This window comes from Salibaculum sp. (assembly GCF_035270045.1).
Classification (GTDB): domain Bacteria; phylum Pseudomonadota; class Alphaproteobacteria; order Rhodobacterales; family Rhodobacteraceae; genus Salibaculum.
This window is the reverse complement of the sequence record NZ_DATFIP010000004.1, coordinates 28,724-47,100: the sequence shown is the minus strand read 5'-3', so window position 1 is coordinate 47,100 and position 18,377 is coordinate 28,724. Positions and strand designations below refer to the sequence as shown.

General features: G+C 66.4%; 18 protein-coding genes and 1 other RNA gene. 8 read left to right on the top strand and 11 right to left on the bottom strand.

What is annotated here, in order from left to right:
- Positions 1 to 54: 54 nt before the first annotated feature.
- Positions 55 to 849 carry a ChaN family lipoprotein gene (locus tag VJ897_RS00945; RefSeq protein ID WP_324052373.1) on the bottom strand — a complete coding sequence of 265 codons (795 nt, stop codon included), beginning with the start codon at positions 847 to 849 and terminating at the stop codon, positions 55 to 57.
- Complete coding sequence (locus VJ897_RS00940) at positions 846 to 1,724, bottom strand: RNA polymerase factor sigma-32 (RefSeq protein WP_324052371.1); 879 nt, start codon at positions 1,722 to 1,724, stop codon at positions 846 to 848. Before VJ897_RS00940 ends, VJ897_RS00945 begins: the two co-directional genes overlap by 4 nt.
- 200 nt (positions 1,725 to 1,924) lie before the next feature.
- On the opposite strand from VJ897_RS00940, the gene VJ897_RS00935 reads away from it, so the two are divergent.
- Positions 1,925 to 3,436 (top strand): YifB family Mg chelatase-like AAA ATPase, encoded by a 1,512-nt coding sequence (locus VJ897_RS00935; protein WP_324052369.1) that lies wholly within the window; start codon positions 1,925 to 1,927, stop codon positions 3,434 to 3,436.
- Here the strand turns inward: VJ897_RS00935 and VJ897_RS00930 are convergent.
- The 4 genes from VJ897_RS00930 to rsmI all read right to left on the bottom strand — a co-directional run bounded on the left by VJ897_RS00930 (position 3,406) and on the right by rsmI (position 6,556).
- Entirely contained in the window at positions 3,406 to 4,305 is a 900-nt protein-coding gene (locus VJ897_RS00930; RefSeq protein ID WP_324052367.1) for an alpha/beta hydrolase, read from the bottom strand. The genes VJ897_RS00935 and VJ897_RS00930 overlap by 31 nt on opposite strands.
- Positions 4,302 to 5,240: a glutathione synthase gene (gshB, locus tag VJ897_RS00925; RefSeq protein WP_324052365.1), complete on the bottom strand. Its 939-nt coding sequence runs from the start codon at positions 5,238 to 5,240 to the stop codon at positions 4,302 to 4,304. The genes VJ897_RS00930 and gshB overlap by 4 nt, the downstream gene beginning before the upstream one ends.
- Positions 5,241 to 5,330: 90 nt before the next feature.
- Positions 5,331 to 5,684, bottom strand: a complete 354-nt coding sequence (locus VJ897_RS00920; protein ID WP_324052474.1) for a YraN family protein — start codon at positions 5,682 to 5,684, stop codon at positions 5,331 to 5,333.
- 11 nt (positions 5,685 to 5,695) lie between these two features.
- The gene (rsmI, locus tag VJ897_RS00915) at positions 5,696 to 6,556 is read right to left on the bottom strand and encodes a 16S rRNA (cytidine(1402)-2'-O)-methyltransferase (protein ID WP_324052364.1); all 861 of its coding nucleotides are present in this window, start codon (positions 6,554 to 6,556) and stop codon (positions 5,696 to 5,698) included.
- A 113-nt stretch (positions 6,557 to 6,669) separates the two neighbouring features.
- Between rsmI and VJ897_RS00910 the strand changes: the two genes are divergently transcribed.
- From VJ897_RS00910 to murJ, 3 genes are all read left to right on the top strand, one after another.
- On the top strand, positions 6,670 to 7,872 hold the full coding sequence (locus tag VJ897_RS00910) for a penicillin-binding protein activator (protein ID WP_324052362.1): 1,203 nt from the start codon (positions 6,670 to 6,672) through the stop codon (positions 7,870 to 7,872).
- Complete coding sequence (locus tag VJ897_RS00905; protein WP_324052360.1) at positions 7,832 to 10,642, top strand: [protein-PII] uridylyltransferase; 2,811 nt, start codon at positions 7,832 to 7,834, stop codon at positions 10,640 to 10,642. The genes VJ897_RS00910 and VJ897_RS00905 overlap by 41 nt, the downstream gene beginning before the upstream one ends.
- 145 nt (positions 10,643 to 10,787) lie before the next feature.
- Positions 10,788 to 12,329 carry a murein biosynthesis integral membrane protein MurJ gene (gene murJ, locus VJ897_RS00900; protein ID WP_324052358.1) on the top strand — a complete coding sequence of 514 codons (1,542 nt, stop codon included), beginning with the start codon at positions 10,788 to 10,790 and terminating at the stop codon, positions 12,327 to 12,329.
- On the opposite strand, the gene VJ897_RS00895 is transcribed toward murJ, so the two are convergent.
- Complete coding sequence (locus VJ897_RS00895; protein ID WP_324052355.1) at positions 12,326 to 13,003, bottom strand: rhomboid family intramembrane serine protease; 678 nt, start codon at positions 13,001 to 13,003, stop codon at positions 12,326 to 12,328. The two genes, murJ and VJ897_RS00895, sit on opposite strands and share 4 nt — an antisense overlap.
- Before the next feature lie 95 nt (positions 13,004 to 13,098).
- Between VJ897_RS00895 and trpS the strand changes: the two genes are divergently transcribed.
- Entirely contained in the window at positions 13,099 to 14,118 is a 1,020-nt protein-coding gene (gene trpS, locus VJ897_RS00890) for a tryptophan--tRNA ligase (protein WP_324052353.1), read from the top strand.
- Here the strand turns inward: trpS and VJ897_RS00885 are convergent.
- Both VJ897_RS00885 and VJ897_RS00880 read right to left on the bottom strand, forming a co-directional pair.
- The gene (locus VJ897_RS00885) at positions 14,115 to 14,714 is read right to left on the bottom strand and encodes a hypothetical protein (protein WP_324052351.1); all 600 of its coding nucleotides are present in this window, start codon (positions 14,712 to 14,714) and stop codon (positions 14,115 to 14,117) included. The two genes, trpS and VJ897_RS00885, sit on opposite strands and share 4 nt — an antisense overlap.
- A gap of 51 nt (positions 14,715 to 14,765) precedes the next feature.
- A complete protein-coding gene (locus VJ897_RS00880; protein WP_324052349.1) occupies positions 14,766 to 15,257 on the bottom strand; it encodes an MmcB family DNA repair protein in 492 nt (163 codons plus the stop codon).
- A 158-nt stretch (positions 15,258 to 15,415) separates the two neighbouring features.
- Between VJ897_RS00880 and VJ897_RS00875 the strand changes: the two genes are divergently transcribed.
- Both VJ897_RS00875 and ssrS read left to right on the top strand, forming a co-directional pair.
- Entirely contained in the window at positions 15,416 to 15,559 is a 144-nt protein-coding gene (locus tag VJ897_RS00875; RefSeq protein ID WP_324052347.1) for a hypothetical protein, read from the top strand.
- 43 nt (positions 15,560 to 15,602) lie between these two features.
- Positions 15,603 to 15,759: non-coding RNA, 6S RNA (gene ssrS / locus VJ897_RS15270), on the top strand.
- A gap of 32 nt (positions 15,760 to 15,791) precedes the next feature.
- On the opposite strand, the gene VJ897_RS00870 is transcribed toward ssrS, so the two are convergent.
- Both VJ897_RS00870 and VJ897_RS00865 read right to left on the bottom strand, forming a co-directional pair.
- Positions 15,792 to 16,343: an HdeD family acid-resistance protein gene (locus VJ897_RS00870; RefSeq protein ID WP_324052345.1), complete on the bottom strand. Its 552-nt coding sequence runs from the start codon at positions 16,341 to 16,343 to the stop codon at positions 15,792 to 15,794.
- A 34-nt stretch (positions 16,344 to 16,377) separates the two neighbouring features.
- Positions 16,378 to 16,698, bottom strand: coding sequence for a hypothetical protein (locus VJ897_RS00865; protein ID WP_324052343.1), 321 nt, complete (start codon positions 16,696 to 16,698; stop codon positions 16,378 to 16,380).
- A gap of 136 nt (positions 16,699 to 16,834) precedes the next feature.
- On the opposite strand from VJ897_RS00865, the gene VJ897_RS00860 reads away from it, so the two are divergent.
- Positions 16,835 to 18,370: an ATP-dependent DNA helicase gene (locus VJ897_RS00860; RefSeq protein ID WP_324052341.1), complete on the top strand. Its 1,536-nt coding sequence runs from the start codon at positions 16,835 to 16,837 to the stop codon at positions 18,368 to 18,370.
- Positions 18,371 to 18,377 lie beyond the last annotated feature (7 nt).

Here is an 18,377-nt window from a genome sequence, read left to right as displayed (position 1 = left end):
ATGTCAGCCAGACCGTATCCCGCAAGCGCGGGCAGGGCAATGCGACCAGGGCCGCTACCGGAAGGCGGCGCAGGGGTCTTCTCGATCCACCGGTCGCGACGACACGACAAGATCGAAGCGCCCCGGCGGGGTCCCTTCTCCTTCCGCCTGGCCCAGCGCGAAGACCCGCAGCCCGGGCCGGGCGCGCTTCAGCATCGCAGGCACGCCCCGGTCCTTGCGGGCATGGCCGTTGCCGGTGATCACGACCACCGGCGGCCCGGCAGTGTCCAGCGCGGCAAGCGTTGCGCGGGCCAGTTCCGCGTCGCGCAGCCGCTGGACCGCGACCATGAGGGGAAGCATCTCCTCGGGCAGGGCATTGCAATGGGACTCGGCCTGAAGGGCCTGCCTCTGCGCCTGTTCGGCCTCCGGCAAGGGTGCGTCGAGACCGAAAAGCGCGGCGGGTCCGCTGAACACTTCGGACACGCCAAGCTGCATGGCCTCGCGTGCGCGGTTCCGCGGCACTCGCGCACCCCTGATCTCGGCGCCGGGGGCGGCGGCGAAAATCGGGTAGTACATGGAAAAATCCGGCAGGCCGGTGGCGCTGTCCCAACCCAGGGCCGTCTCCAGGTCCGTTTCCGCGGCGCCGGGGACATGCCGCGAAGCCTGCTCCGCGGTCAGGAATTCGAAAACCAGCGCGGCCGGGTCGATTGCGGCAACGATTCGGGCCTGCCGCGCGTGATGGTGCGGGTTGTCATGCGTTTCACCAAGAACGACCACCGCGGCTTCGGCACCCGCGATGGCTTCAAGCACAGGGTCAGCCGACGCCACCGGAGCCGCCACGACGGCCAGCGCGCAGAAAAGACCTTTCATGCCAAGAAGTTGAGCACTTCTCGAGACCGCCCCTCAAGAGACTTGCGCATCTTTCCGAAAGCCGCCGATTCCAGCTGGCGTATGCGCTCTTTCGACAGACCCAGCTCGTCGCCCAGGCTTTCCAGCGTGCGGGGGGCATCCCGCAGCTTGCGTTCCCGCACGATGAACTGCTCGCGGTCGTTGAGCGAGGACAGTGCGGTCAGCAGCCACTGGCGCAGGGTCTCGTTGTCGTGATCCGCCTCGACCGTTTCTGCCGCCTGCTCGCTGTCGTCCTCGAGCGCCTCGATCCACTCGCGGCCCTCGTCCTCGGTCGACTGGGTCGCGTTGAGCGAGAAATCCGACCCCGAAAGCCGCCCCTCCATCATCTCGACATCGTGAACGGGAACGCCAAGTTCCTTGGCCACTGCCGCGCGCAGATCATGGGCATCGATAGTCTCGCCTTGTGCGCTTGCTTCTCGTTCAAGACGCGCCTGGATGCGGCGCATGTTGAAGAACAGCGATTTCTGGCTGCTGGTGGAGCCCGTGCGCACCATGGACCAGTTGCGCATCACGTAGTCCTGAATGCTGGCCTTGATCCACCAGACGGCATAGGTCGAGAAGCGCACGCCGCGGTCCGGGTCGAACTTGTCGGCGGCCTTCATCAGGCCGAGCGACGCCTCCTGGATCAGGTCGTTCATCGGCGCACCGTAGCGGCGGAACTTGGACGCCATCGAGATCGCCAACCGCATGTAGGCGGTTATGAGGCGGTGCAGGGCCTCTTCGTCGCGCTGGTCGCGCCAGGCGTAGGCCAGTTTCAACTCGGTCTCAGCATCCAGAAGCTCGGCCTTCATGGCCGAGCGGGTCATGCTTTGGTCGTCGCCTGTGTCGAGTGCCATGGGAACCCCCTGTTTGCTTGCTATACTGGGCAGCTTTGAAAGAGTTACGCAAAGCCTGCGCGGCCGGATCACCTCTTGGGCGAGATTCCGCGCGCAGCGCGGCCGCCCCCAGGCCTGCCCGGAATTCGAGTGCCACCATTCACCCTTCGTTAACCACGGGGGTGATTAACGTTAACCGATCTTAACACCGGGGTCGGTTCATGGTTTCAGTCGCTTACACGGTCGCCTTCGAGGGCGTCGAGGCCCGCATGGTCGAGGTGCAATGCGCCGTCTCGCCCGGCCTGCCGGCCTTTTCCATCGTCGGCCTGCCGGACAAGGCCGTGTCAGAGGCCCGCGACCGGGTGCGCTCGGCGCTGTCGGCCATGTCGATCGCCCTGCCCTCCAAGCGGATCACCGTGAACCTGTCACCTGCCGATCTGCCCAAGGAAGGCAGCCATTTCGACCTGCCCATCGCGCTGGCGCTGCTGGCCGCGCTGGATGTGCTGCCCGATGACAAGGTGGCGGAAACCGTCGCGCTGGGCGAATTGTCTCTGGACGGCTCTCTGGTGCCGGTGATCGGGGCGCTTCCGGCGGCCATGGCGGCCGCCGAGGAAAGCCGCACACTGCTGTGTCCGGCCGCCTGCGGTGCCGAGGCCGCCTGGGTCGATGCGGCGACGGTGATCGGGGCGGCCTCTCTGGGCGAGGCGGCGCGACACTACACCGGTCAGACGACGCTCTTGCCCGCCGAGCCGGGCGAGGTCACGAGCGGTCCCGCCGGGCGCGACCTGTCCGACGTCAAGGGCCAGGAACGGGCCAAGCGCGCGCTGGAGATCGCTGCCGCCGGCCGCCACCACATGCTGATGATCGGCACACCGGGATCGGGCAAGTCCATGCTGGCGGCGCGTCTGTCGGGCATCCTGCCACCGCTGAGTGCCGTCGAGGCGCTGGAGACCTCGATGATCCATTCCCTGGCCGGGCTACTGGACGAGGGCGGCATTTCGCGCGCGCGCCCCTTTCGCGAACCGCACCATACCGCCTCGATGGCGGCCATTGTCGGAGGTGGCCGAGGCGCGAAACCGGGCGAGATCAGCCTGGCGCACAACGGCGTGCTTTTCATGGACGAGTTTCCCGAGTTTCCGCGCACGGTGCTGGAAACCCTGCGCCAGCCCATCGAGACGGGAGAGGTCATGGTCGCCCGCGCCAATGCCCATATCAAGTATCCCTGCCGCTTCATGCTGGTGGCCGCCGCCAACCCCTGCAAATGCGGCTACCTGTCCGACCCGGCCCGCGCCTGCGCCCGGGTGCCGCAATGTGGCGAGGACTATCTCGGCCGGATCAGCGGACCGCTGATGGACCGCTTCGACCTGCGCGTGGATGTCCCGCCGGTGGCCTTTTCCGATCTCGACCTGCCGGACCCAGCGGAAAGCTCGGCCCAGGTCGCCGGGCGGGTCTTGGCGGCACGTGGTATCCAGGCCGGGCGCTTCGACGGCAGCCCCACCCACGTGAACGCGGACCTTGAAGGCGGCGCGCTGGAAGAGGTCGCCACGCCCGATGAAGAGGGCAAGGAACTCTTGCTGAAGATTGCCGAGCGATTCGGCCTCTCGGCGCGGGGCTATCACCGGGTCATGCGGGTGGCGCGCACCATCGCGGATCTCGATGCTTCCACGATTGTGCGGCGCCCGCACGTGGCCGAGGCCGTGGGCTACCGGTTGGCCCTGTCCAGCGAGGTTTGAACGGCACGCGCGATCTGGTCGAGCGTGGCCTCCGTCTCGGGCAGTTGCCAGGCCGGGAAGAGGGGCCAGACGTGGGGCAGGTCGCTTTCCTCGATCAGGGTCGCGTCGACGCCCTGCCCGCGCAGGTGATTGGCCATGCGCCGGGCGTCGTCGCGCAGGATCTCGGTATCGCCCACCCAGAGGTGGACCGCTGACGCTCCGGTGAAATCCGCGAACAGCGGCGAGGCCCGGGGATCGGCCGGATCGGCCTCGCCCATGTAGGCGTCACGCGCTTCGGACATGCGCCCCGGCGGCAGCAGGACTTCGGAACGGGCGTTGGCCGTCATGCTGTCACCCGAAAGGGTGAGGTCGGTCCATGGCGACAGGACGAAAGTCATCAGCGGTTGCGGCAGTCCCTCGTTGCAGATCCACGCAAGCAGGGCCAGTGCCAGCCCGCCTCCCGCGCTGTCGCCGCCCAGGACCACCGGGCCCTTGGCGGCCATTTCGCGGTAGACCGCCAGCGCCGCCTCGGGCGCAGCGGGAAACGGATGCTCGGGGGCCAGCGGATAATCCGGCAACACGGCCCGCGCGTCACAGCGCGCCACGAGCCGCCCCATCAGACCCTTGTGGGTCTTCGGGCTGCCAAAGACATAGGCACCGCCATGCAGGTAAAGGATCGGCACCGCATCTGCCGGGCCGACTTCAAGCGCGGACAGGCCCGCGACAGAGGTCTGTTCGACGCGCGTGCCGCGTGGCGGGCGAAAGAAGAGCCGCGCCTGCATGTCGAACCGGTCGCGGATTTTCTTCGGGGGATGCGCGGGCATCCGCGCCAGCGCGGGCCGCTCGATGCGCCGCAGCAATGTATTGAGGATACGCGCTCGAAGGCTCACCGTTTCGCCTCGATCGCGTCCCAGATCAGCCCGGCCACGTTCGTGCCGTCGAACCGTTCCAGTTCCTGGATGCCGGTGGGCGAGGTCACGTTGATCTCGGTCAGCCAGTCGCCGATCACGTCAATGCCCACGAATATCTGCCCCTTCTCGCGCAGAAGCGGGCCGATGCGCGCACATATCTCGTAATCGCGTTCGGTCATCGCCACTTTCTCGGGACGGCCGCCGACGTGCATGTTCGATCTCGTCTCGCCCGCAGCCGGAACGCGGTTGATCGCGCCCACCGGCTCGCCATCGACCAGGATCACCCGCTTGTCGCCCTTGGCGACGGCAGGCAGGAATTTCTGGACGATCAGAGGTTCGCGGTTGATGCCCGAGAAAAGCTCATGCAGCGAGACGAGGTTGCGGTCGCTCTCCGGCAGGCGGAACACCCCGGCCCCGCCGTTGCCATAGAGCGGTTTCAGGATGATATCGCCATGGTGATCGCGGAACGCCTTGAGCGTTTGCAGGTCGCGGGCGATGGCGGTGGGCGGGGTCAGGTCGGGAAAATCCAGCACCAGCAGCTTTTCGGGATAGTTTCGCACCCAGAAAGGATCGTTGACCACAAGCGTATCCGGGTGGATGCGGTCGAGCAGGTGGGTGTTGGTGATATAGCTCATGTCGAAGGGCGGGTCTTGGCGCAGCCAGACCACGTCCATCTCTGCCAAGTCGACCTCGCGTTCATCGCCGAGCGTGAAATGATCGCCCTCGACCATGCGCAGCTCCAGGTCCCAGCCGCGGGCCATGATCCGGCCCTCCTGGTAGGACAGCCGGTCGGGCGTGTAGAAAAACAGGCTGTGACCGCGCGCCTGGGCCTCGAGCCCGATGCGGAAGGTGCTGTCGGCCTTGATGTCGACAGGACCGATCGGGTCCATCTGAAGGGCGACGGAAAAGGGCATGGAAACATCCGGATCAGTTGGCATTGTGTGCCATACATGGCCCATCGGCCCGGATTGGGCAACGGCAAGACCGGCGCAAGGCCTATGCGGTCAGGTCATGAAAGCGTTCTCGACCACCTTGACCCGGCCTGTGCCGTCCACCAACGCGACGTCGAAGCGCATGTCGGTTTCCGCCCCTGCCCCGGCGGCGTCCAGGTATTCGAGGGCGGCGGCCATGATGCGCCGCGCCTGGGCCGGGGCGATGCGCTCGGCAGCCCGTGCGTGGTCGCGGGCCTTCTTGACCTCGATGAAGATGGTCTGCGGACCGGAACGGGCGATCAGGTCGACCTCGCCCGAGGCCGACCTCCAGCGGCGCGCCAGCACGTCACAGCCCCGGCGTTCATAGTGCCGTTCGACGCAATGTTCGGCGGCGAGGCCCGAATGAAAGGCGGTCAGCCCGCGCATCATGTCCTGCGTCATGCATCGTCCTTCAGGGCCAGCGCCATCTGGTAGACCTCGCGCCGGGGGCGACCCATGGCCCCGGCAACGGCGGTGGCCGCATCCTTGACCCGCATGGTTTCCATCGCGTTAACAAGTGCTGCCCGCACGGCATCATCTCCCACCACCTCCTCGGTTCCGGGGGCGATCAGCACCACGCATTCACCCCTGACCGGGTGTTCGGCAAGACGACGGGCCAGATCCTCGGCCGGACCGGCAAGGCGTTCCTCGAATTTCTTGGTCAACTCGCGGCACACCACGACCTCGCGCCCCGCCCCGAGGGTTGCGGCAATATCCGCGACCAGCGCGGCAAGCCGCTTGGGCGATTCGTAGAGCACCACGGTCCCGTGTTGATCCCGAAGGTCCGACAGGGCTGCGCGCCGCGCGACCTGCGCATTGGGCAGGAACCCGGCGAAATGGAACCGGTCCGTGGGCAGGCCCGCCACTGCCAGCGCGGCCAGAAGGGCCGACGCCCCGGGCACAGCCCAAACGGACTGTCCCGCGACACGCACGGCACGCGCAAGCTGGAACCCCGGATCGGCAAGAAGCGGCGTGCCCGCTTCCGAGACATAGGCGACGGCCTGCCCGTCGGCGATCGCCCCGATCACCCTGTCCCGCGCGCCCGGCCCGGAATGGTCATGATAGGCCATCATGTGCCGCCCCCGTGTTTCAAGACCATGAATTTCCATCAGTTTACGCGCCGTTCGCGTATCCTCGGCCGCGATCAACCGGGCGCTTGCCAGCACATCGAGGGCGCGCAGCGTGATGTCGCGCGCGTTCCCGATGGGCGTGGAGACAAGGTAGAGGCCGGCGTCGAGGGGAATTTCAGGGTGATTCATGACTCGAAACTTCCGGCGTGGTCCGTATGATGCAAGCTCAATGTGCCAGACCCCGAGGGCCTGGCCAATCAGCGACCGCCTGCGCGGCGCCCAACGCAGAAGAGAGATCGCTCATGCTCGCTCGTACCATGCGCTTGCCCATCTTGCCACGTCACCTGGCCGCGCGGCTGATCGCTCTGTTGTCACTGGCCTGGCTGGCCGCCTGCGACGTGCCGCCCATGCAGACCGGCCCCGGAAGTGGGCAACGAATCGACCCCGGCGCGCCTGTTCAGGTCGCGCTGTTGCTGCCCGGCAGCAGCAACCCCGAAATGGCGCGCATCTCCTCCAGCCTCGAAAATGCCGCGCGCATGGCGGCTTCGGAACTCGACGGTGCGCGGATCGACCTGCGGGTCTATACCACCAACCGGGATCCGCAAACGGCGGCTGCCATGGCGAACCGGGCCGTCCGCGACGGTGCCGGGATCATCCTCGGCCCGCTGGACGCCCAGAGCGCGATTTCCGCGGGCAATGCCGTCGCCGGGGCGAACGTCAACGTGCTGGCCTTTTCCAATAACCCGGTGGTGACGGAAACCACGGGGTCAAACACCTTCATCCTGGGCCGCACCTTTGCAAACACCGCCCAGCGGCTGGTCAGTCACACGATGCGCGAAGGCATCACCCGCTACGCTGTCGTCCACCAGGATGACATAGCCGGTCAGGCCGGACGTGACGCCATCGCCCGCACCGTGCGGACCAGTGGCGGCACGGTCAGCACGATCCGATCCTATCCGTTCTCGCAGTCTGGCATCTTCGAGGCGGCACCGGCGATCACGGATGCCGTGCGCGGGTCGGGCGCGGGGGCAATCTTCGTGACCGATACCGTCCAGGGCGGTCTGTCCCTCATGGCAACCTCGATGGTGGACCGGGGCGTCGACCCGGTCCAGACCCCGTTCATCGGCCTGACGGACTGGAGCGTGACCGGCCAGGCCGCAACCTTGCCACCGCTTCAGAACGGCTATTTCGCGCGGCCGGATGCCAATCTCGCCCGGCAGTTCGAAACCCGGTACACCGCGGCCTACGGCAGCCCGCCGCATCGCCTGGCCTCGATCGCGCACGACGGGATCGCAGCAATCGGATCGCTGGTCGCCAGCGGCGACGCGGCTGCCCTGACCACGGCCAGCCTGACACGCCGATCGGGCTTCGTCGGCGCGACGGGCATTTTCCGGCTGAACCCCGACGGCACGAATGACCGCGCCCTGGCCGTGGCGCGCATCCAGAACAACCAGGTGGTGGTCGTTGACCCAGCTCCAAACCGTTTCGGCATCGGCGGCTCCTGAGGCCGCGATCCCCGGCGCCGCACCCGGCGACCTTGTACGCCCGGCCGCCGAGATCGTTGATCCCGCGGCCCTGCGCCGGCGCGTGCACGCCGCGGCAGCCGCAGCGGGTCCCGACGCCGTGGAGCGGCGCAAGTCCGTGGTCGAGGTGCTGCGCAGCGCCCAGGTCGGCGGCCGCGCGGCCATCGCCGAAGCGTTCCGCGCCAATCCCTTCGCCGCCCGGGCCACGACGCGGGCCTATGCCTGGCTGACCGATCAACTGGTTGGGGCCACCTTCGAGCTGGCCTGCACGGAGCTGCATCCCGCGCCGACGCCGACCGCACAGGAACGGCTTTGCCTTGTCGCCGTGGGCGGCTACGGGCGCGGAGAGATGGCGCCTCACTCGGACGTCGACCTGCTGTTTCTAGCGCCCTACAAGCTGACGCCGTGGGCCGAGGCGGTGATCGAGTCCATGCTCTACGTGCTCTGGGACCTGAAGATGAAGGTCGGCCACGCCAGCCGCACTGTCAAGGAGTGCCTGCGCCTGGCGCGCGAGGATTTCACCATCCGGACCTCGCTTGTCGAGCGCCGCTACATCGCCGGCGATGCCGACCTGTCAGAGCAGCTGTCCACGAAGCTGCAGGACGACCTCTTCGCCGACACCGTGCCCGAGTTCATCGAGGCCAAGCTGGAGGAACGCGACGCGCGCCACCGCAAACAGGGCGGCCAGCGCTACATGGTCGAACCCAACGTGAAAGAAGGCAAAGGCGGGCTGCGCGATCTGCAATCACTCTACTGGATCGGCAAGTACATCCACGGCGTCCATGACGCCTCGGACCTGGTGCACCACGGCGTCTTCAGCCAGGAGGAATACGACAGCTTCCGCGAGGCGCATGAATTCCTCTGGGCGGTCCGCTGCCATATCCACCTGCTGTCGGGACGGGCCACCGACCAGCTGACCTTCGACCTCCAGGTCGAGGTGGCCGCCGCCATGGGCTATCGCGATCGGGCCGGTCGGCGCGCGGTCGAGGTCTTCATGCAGGACTATTTCCGCCAGGCCACCGAGGTGGGCGAACTCACCCGCATCTTCCTGACCGCACAGGAGGCCGCGCACCTCAAGACCGAGCCGATGCTGCAACGGCTTCTCAAGCGCCGCCGGCGCGCCAAGGCGCCCTACGCGATCAAGCAGAACCGGCTGACCGTGGCTGACCCGGAGGCCTTTCTGGCCGACAAGCTGAACCTGCTGCGCATCTTCGAAGAGGCGCTGCGCACCGGCACCTTGCTGCACCCGGACGCGATGCGCCTGATCAAGGCCAACGTGGACCGCATCGACGACGGGATGCGCGCCGAACCCGAAGCCCGCCGCATCTTCATCGACCTGCTGCTCAAACACGGCAACCCCGAACGCGCCCTGCGCCGGATGAATGAAATCGGCCTCCTGGGGGCCTTCATTCCCGAGTTCGAGCCCATCGTCGCGATGATGCAATTCAACATGTATCACCACTACACCGTGGACGAACACACCATCCAGTGCATCAGCCACCTCGCCAAGATCGAGCGCGAGGAACTCGACGAGGAATTGCCAGTTTCCACCGACATCATCCGCGGCGGCATCAACCGGCGGGTGCTCTACGTGGCACTGCTGCTGCATGATATCGGCAAGGGCCGGGACGAGGATCATGCGGTCCTCGGCGCCCGGATCGCCCGCAAGGTGGCCCCGCGCCTGGGGCTGTCCAAGAAGGAAAGCGCAACGGTGGAATGGCTGGTGCGCTATCACCTGCTGATGTCCGACATGGCCCAGAAACGCGATATCGCGGACCCGCGTACGGTGCGCGATTTCGCGAAGGCGGTGAAAACGCAGGAACGCCTGGACCTGCTGTGTGTCCTGACGGTCTGTGACATTCGCGGCGTCGGCCCAGATACCTGGAACAACTGGAAGGCGGCGCTGCTGCGCGCCCTCTACCGCCAGACCCGGACGGCCTTGCAGGACGGCATGGAGGCGCTCAACCGAGAGGAACGCGGCTCCGAGGCACGCAAGAACCTGCGCGCCACACTCGGCAACTGGTCCGACAAGGCTATACGGCGCGAACTGGCCCGGCATTACCCGCCCTACTGGCAAGGTCTGCATGTCACGGCGCACGTTGATTTCGCCGAGCTTCTGCGCGACATCACGACCGACCAGATCCGCATCCGCCTGACCCCGGACGAGGACCGCGACGCCACGCGGGCCTGTTTCGCAATGGCCGATCACCCGGGTATCTTCAGCCGCATGTGCGGGGCGCTGTCGCTCGTCGGCGCAAACGTTGTGGACGCGCGCACCTTTACCACCAAGGATGGCTTTGCGACGGCGGCCTTCTGGATTCAGGACGCCGAGGGCCATCCCTACGATGAGGATCGCCTGCCGCGACTGCGCACGATGATCGAACGCACCCTTCAGGGCGAGGTCGTCCCCAGCGAGGCGCTGGCCGACCGCGACAAGATGAAAAAGCGCGAGAAGGCCTTCCGCGTGCCCACCTCGATCACCTTCGACAACGAAGGCTCCGAGATCTACACGATCATCGAGGTCGACACGCGCGACCGGCCCGGCCTGCTCTACGACCTCACGCGCACGCTGGCCGCGCAGAACGTCTATATCTCAAGCGCCGTGATCGCGACCTACGGCGAACAGGTCGTCGACGCCTTTTACGTCAAGGACATGTTCGGCCTGAAGTTCCACTCCGAACCCAAGCGGCGCGCCCTGGAAAAGAAGCTCCGCGAGGCCATCTCCAAGGGGTCGGAACGCGCGCGGTCATGACCGGCGCCCGGAATGCGGCCGTTCGATGTCACTACCGGGGCGACTCGTGGCAACGGTGCGTGAAAAAGACACCGGCGGCGCTTGCGCCGGCCAACCGGCGCGTGGGAAGCCACTGCCACCCTCTGCCTTTGAAGGATCGCGACCGTTGAAACCCATCCGCCTTGTCACAGGGTTCCTGACCGTCGGGGTCTGGACACTGCTGAGCCGCGTGCTGGGATTCGTGCGCGATATCCTGATCGCGGCATTCCTCGGGGCGGGGCCGGTGGCGGAGGCCTTCCTGATCGCCTTTGCCCTGCCCAACATGTTCCGGCGTTTCTTCGCCGAGGGTGCGTTCAACATGGCCTTCGTGCCGATGTTCTCGAAAAAGGTCGAGGGCGACGACGATGCCCTGGGCTTCGCCCGGGATGCCTTCGCCGGGCTGGCGACCGTTCTGATTGTCTTCAGCGCGCTGGCCATACTGGCGATGCCATGGCTGGTGGTTGCCATGGCCGGCGGTTTCATCGGGGACGCGCGGTTCGACCTGGCGGTGCTCTATGGCCGGATCGCCTTTCCCTATATCCTGTTCATCTCACTGGCGGCACTGCTCTCGGGCGTGCTCAACGCGGTCGGCCGTTTCGTGGCCGCCGCCGCCGCGCCGGTGCTGCTCAACATGCTTTTCATCGGGGCGATGACGCTGGCGGTGCGGATAGGCTGGGACGTGGGCGACGCGCTGATCTGGACGGTTCCGTTTGCCGGGATGGCGCAGCTGGCCCTGGTCTGGATCGCGGCCAGGCGGGCCGGCTACCAGCTGACCCCGCGCCGTCCGAGGTTGACACCGGAATTGAAGCGCCTCGCCGTGATCGCCGCCCCGGCCGCGCTGGCCGGTGGGGTCATGCAGGTGAACCTGCTGATCGGGCGGCAGGTGGCCAGCTTTTTCGACGGCGCGATTGCCTGGCTGTCCTACGCGGACCGGCTCTATCAACTCCCCTTGGGCGTGGTCGGCATCGCCGTGGGCGTGGTCCTGTTGCCCGACCTCTCGCGCCGATTGCGCGCCGATGACACCGAGGGCGGGGCCCATACCTTCAACCGCGCGGCCGAGTTTTCGCTGGCGCTGACCGTCCCGGCGGCGGTGGCGCTGATGGTGATCCCGGTGCCGCTGGTCAGCGTCCTGTTCGAACGCGGCGCCTTTGCGTCGGATGACACCGCCGCAACGGCACTGGCAGTCGCGGTCTACGGCCTGGGCCTGCCGGCTTTCGTCATGCAGAAAACCCTGCAACCGCTCTACTTTGCCCGCGAGGATACGCGGCGACCCTTCCACTATGCCGTGGTGTCCATGCTGGTGAATGCCGCGGTGGCCATCGGGCTGGCCCCGGTCATCGGCTATATCGCCGCGGCTTTCGGCACCACGCTGGCCGGCTGGGCCATGGTCTGGCTGCTGTGGCGCGGCAGCAGAAACATGGGCGATGCCGCGCTGCTGGATGCGCGGTTCAAGCGGCGGCTCTGGCGCATCGTGCTGGCCGCGCTTTTGATGGGCGGGCTGCTGTGGGGGGCGGTCCTGCTGGTGGGGCCATGGCTGGGCGTGCCCACCCTGCGCTACGCGGCGCTGGCCCTGATCGTCGGGATCGGCATCGCGGGCTATTTCGGGATCGGCCACCTGGTCGGCGCCTTCCGACTGGGCGAGTTCAAGGCGGCGATGCGGCGCGGCTAGCGCTGACGAACCCGCGCCAGGAACCTCTGCCAGCCGCCGGGCGCCACCAAGGGCGCCAGGACCAGCCCGGTGACAAAGCCCGACAGTTCCGCGATCCACCACGGCGTCGCCCCGAACAGCATGGACCAGACCAGCATCAGCCCCATCAGGATGCCGATCAAGGTGAAGGCGCGATATTGGTTCTCACCCAGCCGGCCCAGGGTCAGCCACATCATGTAGGTATAGGCCCCGATCAACCCGTAGATGCCCGGGTAGGCCCCGATCAGCCCCATGTTGCGCGGACTGAACAGCCCGTAGGCGAGCGCACCGAGAATGGCCGACCCGAAGAACAACAGCGCGAAAGGCCCCGGACGATAGGCATCGCCCACGAACTTGCCCAGCGCCAGCAGCAGCACGCAGGCCCAAAGCGTATGCGTGAAGGACCCGTGCAGGAATATATGGCTGACCGGCCGCATCAGCATGTCGAGCGACTTATTGCCTTGGACCAGCAACTGATCCAGGACGGCCGGGGCGAAGGCGTAGTCTTGCATCGCAGCCGCGCGCCAGCCGATGGCACCCGGCCCGCCGACGAAACCGGCCTCACCGGCCGAAAGGATCAGCTCTACCCCCGCCATGATCAGCACCAGCGCCAGGGGCACAGGGGGAATCGCGTTGAAAGGGCTCTGGTTGTCCACTGCTCGGCTGTCCTTCGGTTGACGGGACTTGCCCCCATGGGTAAGCGAGTGCGACCCGCATTTCCAGCCCCCCAGACAAGATGGCGACCACATCCATGACCGATGTCCAGTTCACCCCGCGCGTGTTTTCCGGGATCAAGCCCTCGGGCGGGCTGACCCTTGGCAATTACCTTGGCGCGATCAAGCGCTGGGTCGACATGCAGGACGAGGCGACCGAGAACATCTATTGCGCCGTGGACATGCACGCGGTCACGGTCTGGCAGGACCCTGCCGACCTGCGCCAGGGCACGCGCGAGATCGCCGCCGGGCTCCTGGCCGCGGGCATCGACCCGGCCCGCTCGATCCTGTTCAACCAGTCCCGGGTGCACCAGCACGCGGAACTGGCCTGGGTGTTCAACTGCGTCGCCCGCGTCGGCTGGATGAACCGCATGACCCAGTTCAAGGACAAGGCGGGCGCCAACTCGGAAAAGGCCTCGCTGGGGCTTTACGCCTATCCGTCGCTCATGGCGGCGGACATCCTGCTTTACCACGGAACCCATGTGCCCGTTGGCGAGGATCAGAAGCAGCACGTCGAACTGACCCGCGACATCGCCGCCAAGTTCAACCACGACTACGGTGTAGACTTCTTCCCCCTGACCCAGCCGGTGATCGAGGGGCCGGGCACCCGCGTCATGAACCTTCGCGACGGGTCCAGGAAAATGTCAAAATCCGGTGAAAGCGACATGGAGCGGATCAACATGCTCGATGACGCGGACACGATCGCCAAGAAGTTCAAGAAGGCCCGGACCGACCCCGCGCCACTGCCCGAAACCGTGGAGGGGCTGGTCGGGCGGCCCGAGGCCAAGAACCTCGTTGACATCTACGCGGGCCTGACCGAGCAGGGCACCGATGCGGTCCTCGCCGAATATGCCGGCGCGGGCTGGGGCAGCTTCAAACCGGCACTTGCGGAGCTCGCGGTGTCGAAGCTGGCGCCGATCTCGGACGAGATGAAGCGCCTTCTGAACGACCCTGCCGAGATCGACCGCACCCTTGGCCAAGGGGCCGACAAGGCCCGTGCCATCGCCGCACCGATCCTCGACCGCACATACGAGATCGTCGGCTTTCTCAGACCCTAGTCCGGATCCGGGTCGTCACGCTTCAGGGCCTGCCGTATCTCGGAGAGCTGTTCCCGGAACGCACTATCGTCACCGAAGTCGGGAAACCGGTGATACTGGCCATGCGGCGCCATCACCGGCTGGGAGTGCTTGATCGGGCACCAATAGGCCTCGGTCCGCGAGGCCACCTCCCGGACCCAGCCGATCACGCCATTGGCATAGCCGCAGTAGATGCAGTTCAGCTTTTGCAAGCCGTTGAGATAGGCCAGCCGGTGCCGGTCGATGACGATATGGTCGCGCCGCGGCACCTTGGGGATACCATAGACCGGGAAACAGACGGCCTGGTAGAAACTGACCATCAGGTCCAGCAGGACGAACGGCACGATTAGGATATAGATCGCGGGAGCCGTCACCACGACCAGGAAGCGCGTGCGGGACAGGAAGCTCGACAGCCGTTCCCGGGCCGCCCGGTGGCGGGCAATTACCTCGTCGTTGAACACGACGCGGCTACGTTCAAGGCGATACTGGAACCGCTGCCGCTTCTGCGCCAGCTCGGCCGCAAGCGCATCCTCGAGTTCGCGAATGCGGCGCGCAAGGTCTTCGTGGTCAGAGGGCATGTCCTGCTCCGTTCTGGGACCGGACCAGCAAAGCACGATCACGCGCCAGAGTCATTGCCCGAGCAGACGCGCACGTCCCCGGCCCTCGGACGCCGGACTGCCCCGATCGCGCAAGGATTGCAACCTGAGCGCTGCATGACGGGCGAATGTCCGGGTGACAACCTTGCGACGGGCCGCGGCCAGCGGTGCCTCAGGGCCCATGCGGATGATCTCGGCATCGTAGGCATCGGCGATGATCAACCCGGCCTCGTCCGGTAACAGGTCGGTCGGAAAATCGGCATCGACCGCCCAGAAGAACCGGTCGCACCATTCCAGGTAGCCCCGCCATTTCCTGTCAGACATGAAGTCGGCGCGCGAAGACTTGCATTCCACCACCCAGAGCTCGCCTGCCACGCCCAGCGCCATCACGTCGACACGCAGGCCACGGGTCGGCACCAGCTCTTCCAGGCAGGCAAAGCCATGGGCCTGCCGCAAGTGGCGACATACCCCGCGGGCAAGCACCTGGCCCGGTGTCATGGCATCGATCGAGGGCGCGTCAGACATTCAAAGAGAATGAACAATTCGTGAACACGATGCAAGCCCGACGCATTGCGGCAGGAATGTGGCGCCGTCGGCCCGGCGGACATCACAAGGTCACGGCACTGCCTCATTCCAGTCAGACGGCAGGGCGATCCGGGGTTATCCACTGATCGAAGGTCGCCATGTCCCTGCTTGCCCAGATCACGCCGCTCGACCTTGCCCTGACCCTTCTGGTGATGGGGGTGGTCGAGGCCGTGCTCTGTCGGTTTGCACCGGAGGAAATGGTCGGACCCCGGGGTTGGCTGCTGCGTCGCGACGTCGAGTGACCCCTTGCCGTCAGCCGCCTTGCGGCCTATGTCCTGTGACGGCGGGTTACTGCGCCTCGCGTTATACGGGTTCGTTCCAGTGACCTTACTCAAATCCGAGGGAGCTGGCTCTGTTCAGGCCCTGGTCTGATTACCTGGCACCCACCTGTTCACACAGGTCCTCGGGAATCGCACACCCACACGGTTGCCGTGGTGCCCGCCACCCTTGACCACCCTGACCGCACGATGCGGATCAGACCGAGCGCGACAATGCCGCGAACCCGATGCCGCTGGTCAGGAAGTTGAGCCCCAGAAGCAGGCCCAGCGCCCACATCGCCGTGCCCGGCAGACCCAGCACCAGCAGCAGAGACAGAACCAGCGAGGCCCCACCGGACAGGACCATCCAGACCCAGCCGGGCGCCTCGCGGTGGGTCAGCCCCATGCGCAATTCGATGACACCCTGGATGGCGAACAGCACGGCCATCAACACGGTCAGCCCCACCAAGCCGGTCAGAGGAAAGAAGGCAAGGTAAACCCCCAGCGCCAAGTGCAGGACCGCCACCAGCCCGGCCCAGAGGGCCGCGTTCCAGCGCCGCGCCTGGAAGGCTTGCCAGAGCATCGCAGCCCCCGCCAAAAGCACCGCCCAGCCGATCATCACCTTCGTCACGATGGAACCGATGACCGGAAAGACGATCATAAGAGCACCGATGGCGCAAAGGATGATGCCAAGCCAGAACACACGGTCGCGGTTCTCACGCAGCTGTTCGAGAAGGCCGTCTGGCATCCGATTGAGCGGGTCGATCATGTCGCCCTCGTCAAGATGTGATCGTTTTGGTCGGTCAGCCGCGCTGGTCTGCGCTGCGAACCGGGATCGGCTCGGCCAGCAGGACCGGGCTGCGCGTGCCGCCCTGGTCGTCGTCGTCATCGTCGGACATCGCCATGATGGAAATCCCGAACTGGACTCCGGCAAAGACGATGCCGTTGAAAACCCACATCATCAGCACGGCCACGATGCCCGCCGAAGACCCCGAGACCAGACCCCAGAGACCGACCACATCGAATGCCAGCAACAGGCCCACGAAAACCGCGGCCGCCCCGAAGCCGATGGCGCAACTCTTGATGTAGAGCTTGATAAGATCGGGCGTCTTATGCATTGGCATGACGGATCTCCTTTCGCCACTCAAGGTAACATCGACTGGCCGACTGTCCAGTGCCGCCCCCGGCACCGGCGACGATTTGCCATGCCCCCCGCGCCAACGGCTTGGCATTCCCCTGCACCCTGCCTAGTGTCACGCCATGCCGCGCAGTGCCCTTATCTTCTCCGACGACCAGGCCCAGGCCTGGGACGCGATCGCCGAGTCTCTGGGCGCCGCCGGCGTGGGCCTGCCGGAGGCCACGACCACCCCGCCAAAGGAGGGCGACGCGGGGCGTGTGCTGGCGGTTCTGGGCAAGGCTGGCAGCGGGAAGACCATGCTTCTGGCCAGCCTCTACGAGACACTGAAAGAGGCCGGCGTACGCGTGGTCTCGGGCGACTGGGAGGGCCGCCGCCGCAAGGACCAGCGCACACTGGCGATCCTTGCCCCTACCAACAAGGCGGCCAGCGTGCTGCGCAGCCGTGGCGTGCCCGCGACCACGATCCACCGCATTCTCTATACGCCGGTCTACGACCCGGAATATGAGAAAGTCGCCGAATGGCTGGCCGGCGAGGGCGACAAGCCCGAGATCGAGGGGCTGTCGGACACCGCGCTGGATCGCGCGTGGATTTCCTACCAGTCGCATAATTCCGTGCCTGCCGCGCTGGCCGCCGCCGGCCTGCGGGGATCGGATTTCATCACGGGCTGGAAGCGCCGCGACGATCCGCTGGATATCGGGTTCGTCGACGAAAGTTCGATGCTCGACGCCAAGCAACTGCAGGACCTGCAGGAGATCTTTCCGACGTTGATCCTCTTCGGTGATCCGGCTCAACTGCCCCCGGTAAAATCCGAAGGCGGCGGCATGGTTTTCGACGGGTTGCCGGAAAGCCGCAAGCTGACGTTGCACCGCATCCACCGCCAGGACGCGGACAACCCGATCCTGGACCTGGCCCATGCCCTGGCCGACCCGATGCTGGATTTCTACGGCTTCGAACGCATGGTCGAAGAAATCGCGGCGCGTGACGACCGCGTGGTCCTCGCCCAGCGGGTGGAATCCGATCTCATGGCCCGCTCGCCGGTGCTGGTCTGGCGCAACGCGACGCGCATAAGGCTGATCCATGCCTTCCGCGCGGCCCATGGCGCCCCCGAGGATGCGCTCCTGCCCGGCGAGCCGCTGATCTGCGACGGTATCGAACTGCCCATCAAGCATCGCAAAAAGCGGCTCGACCTGGAGGCGCGCGGGCTGATCAAGGGTGCTCAGGTGATCTACAAGGGGCCGGGACGCAAGCCGGGGTTCAGCCGTTTGCACGTCATGGGTGCCGAGGACCCCCAGGTCAGCGCCGCGTCGATCGTCAAGATCGAAAGCCAGGTCGCCGACGAGGAACCGTTCATCCCCTTTGCCGCGCGCATGGGGGCCACGTTCCTGCACGGGGCGGCAGTAACGATCCACAAGGCGCAAGGGTCTCAATGGGAGACGGTCCAGGTCTTTGCCCCCGACATCGAGGTGGCCAGCCGAATGGGCCGCGTCGAGGCCGGCCAGCCGCTGTGGAAGCGGCTGGCCTACGTTGCCATCACCCGGGCCGAGGAACGGCTGCTCTGGGTCGTGCGCAACCGCCTCGCACGGCCCTCGGTGCCGCTGACCGTCGCCGACCTTGAGGCGCCCGCGGCACCACTGGAACTGGACCCCGCACCCGAGTGACCGGGGC

Bases quoted from the DNA above. Each gene is read 5' to 3' on its own strand.
- VJ897_RS00865 (WP_324052343.1), bottom strand. From the start codon at position 16,698: ATGCCAATGCATAAGACGCCCGATCTTATCAAGCTCTACATCAAGAGT.
- VJ897_RS00910 (WP_324052362.1), top strand. From the start codon at position 6,670: ATGCTCGCTCGTACCATGCGCTTGCCCATCTTGCCACGTCACCTGGCC.
- VJ897_RS00880 (WP_324052349.1), bottom strand. From the start codon at position 15,257: ATGTCTGACGCGCCCTCGATCGATGCCATGACACCGGGCCAGGTGCTT.
- VJ897_RS00935 (WP_324052369.1), top strand. From the start codon at position 1,925: ATGGTTTCAGTCGCTTACACGGTCGCCTTCGAGGGCGTCGAGGCCCGC.
- VJ897_RS00940 (WP_324052371.1), bottom strand. From the start codon at position 1,724: ATGGCACTCGACACAGGCGACGACCAAAGCATGACCCGCTCGGCCATG.
- VJ897_RS00860 (WP_324052341.1), top strand. From the start codon at position 16,835: ATGCCGCGCAGTGCCCTTATCTTCTCCGACGACCAGGCCCAGGCCTGG.
- trpS (WP_324052353.1), top strand. From the start codon at position 13,099: ATGACCGATGTCCAGTTCACCCCGCGCGTGTTTTCCGGGATCAAGCCC.
- VJ897_RS00945 (WP_324052373.1), bottom strand. From the start codon at position 849: ATGAAAGGTCTTTTCTGCGCGCTGGCCGTCGTGGCGGCTCCGGTGGCG.
- VJ897_RS00875 (WP_324052347.1), top strand. From the start codon at position 15,416: ATGTCCCTGCTTGCCCAGATCACGCCGCTCGACCTTGCCCTGACCCTT.
- VJ897_RS00920 (WP_324052474.1), bottom strand. From the start codon at position 5,684: ATGCGCGGGCTGACCGCCTTTCATTCGGGCCTCGCCGCCGAACATTGC.
- VJ897_RS00870 (WP_324052345.1), bottom strand. From the start codon at position 16,343: ATGATCGACCCGCTCAATCGGATGCCAGACGGCCTTCTCGAACAGCTG.
- VJ897_RS00885 (WP_324052351.1), bottom strand. From the start codon at position 14,714: ATGCCCTCTGACCACGAAGACCTTGCGCGCCGCATTCGCGAACTCGAG.
- rsmI (WP_324052364.1), bottom strand. From the start codon at position 6,556: ATGAATCACCCTGAAATTCCCCTCGACGCCGGCCTCTACCTTGTCTCC.
- gshB (WP_324052365.1), bottom strand. From the start codon at position 5,240: ATGCCCTTTTCCGTCGCCCTTCAGATGGACCCGATCGGTCCTGTCGAC.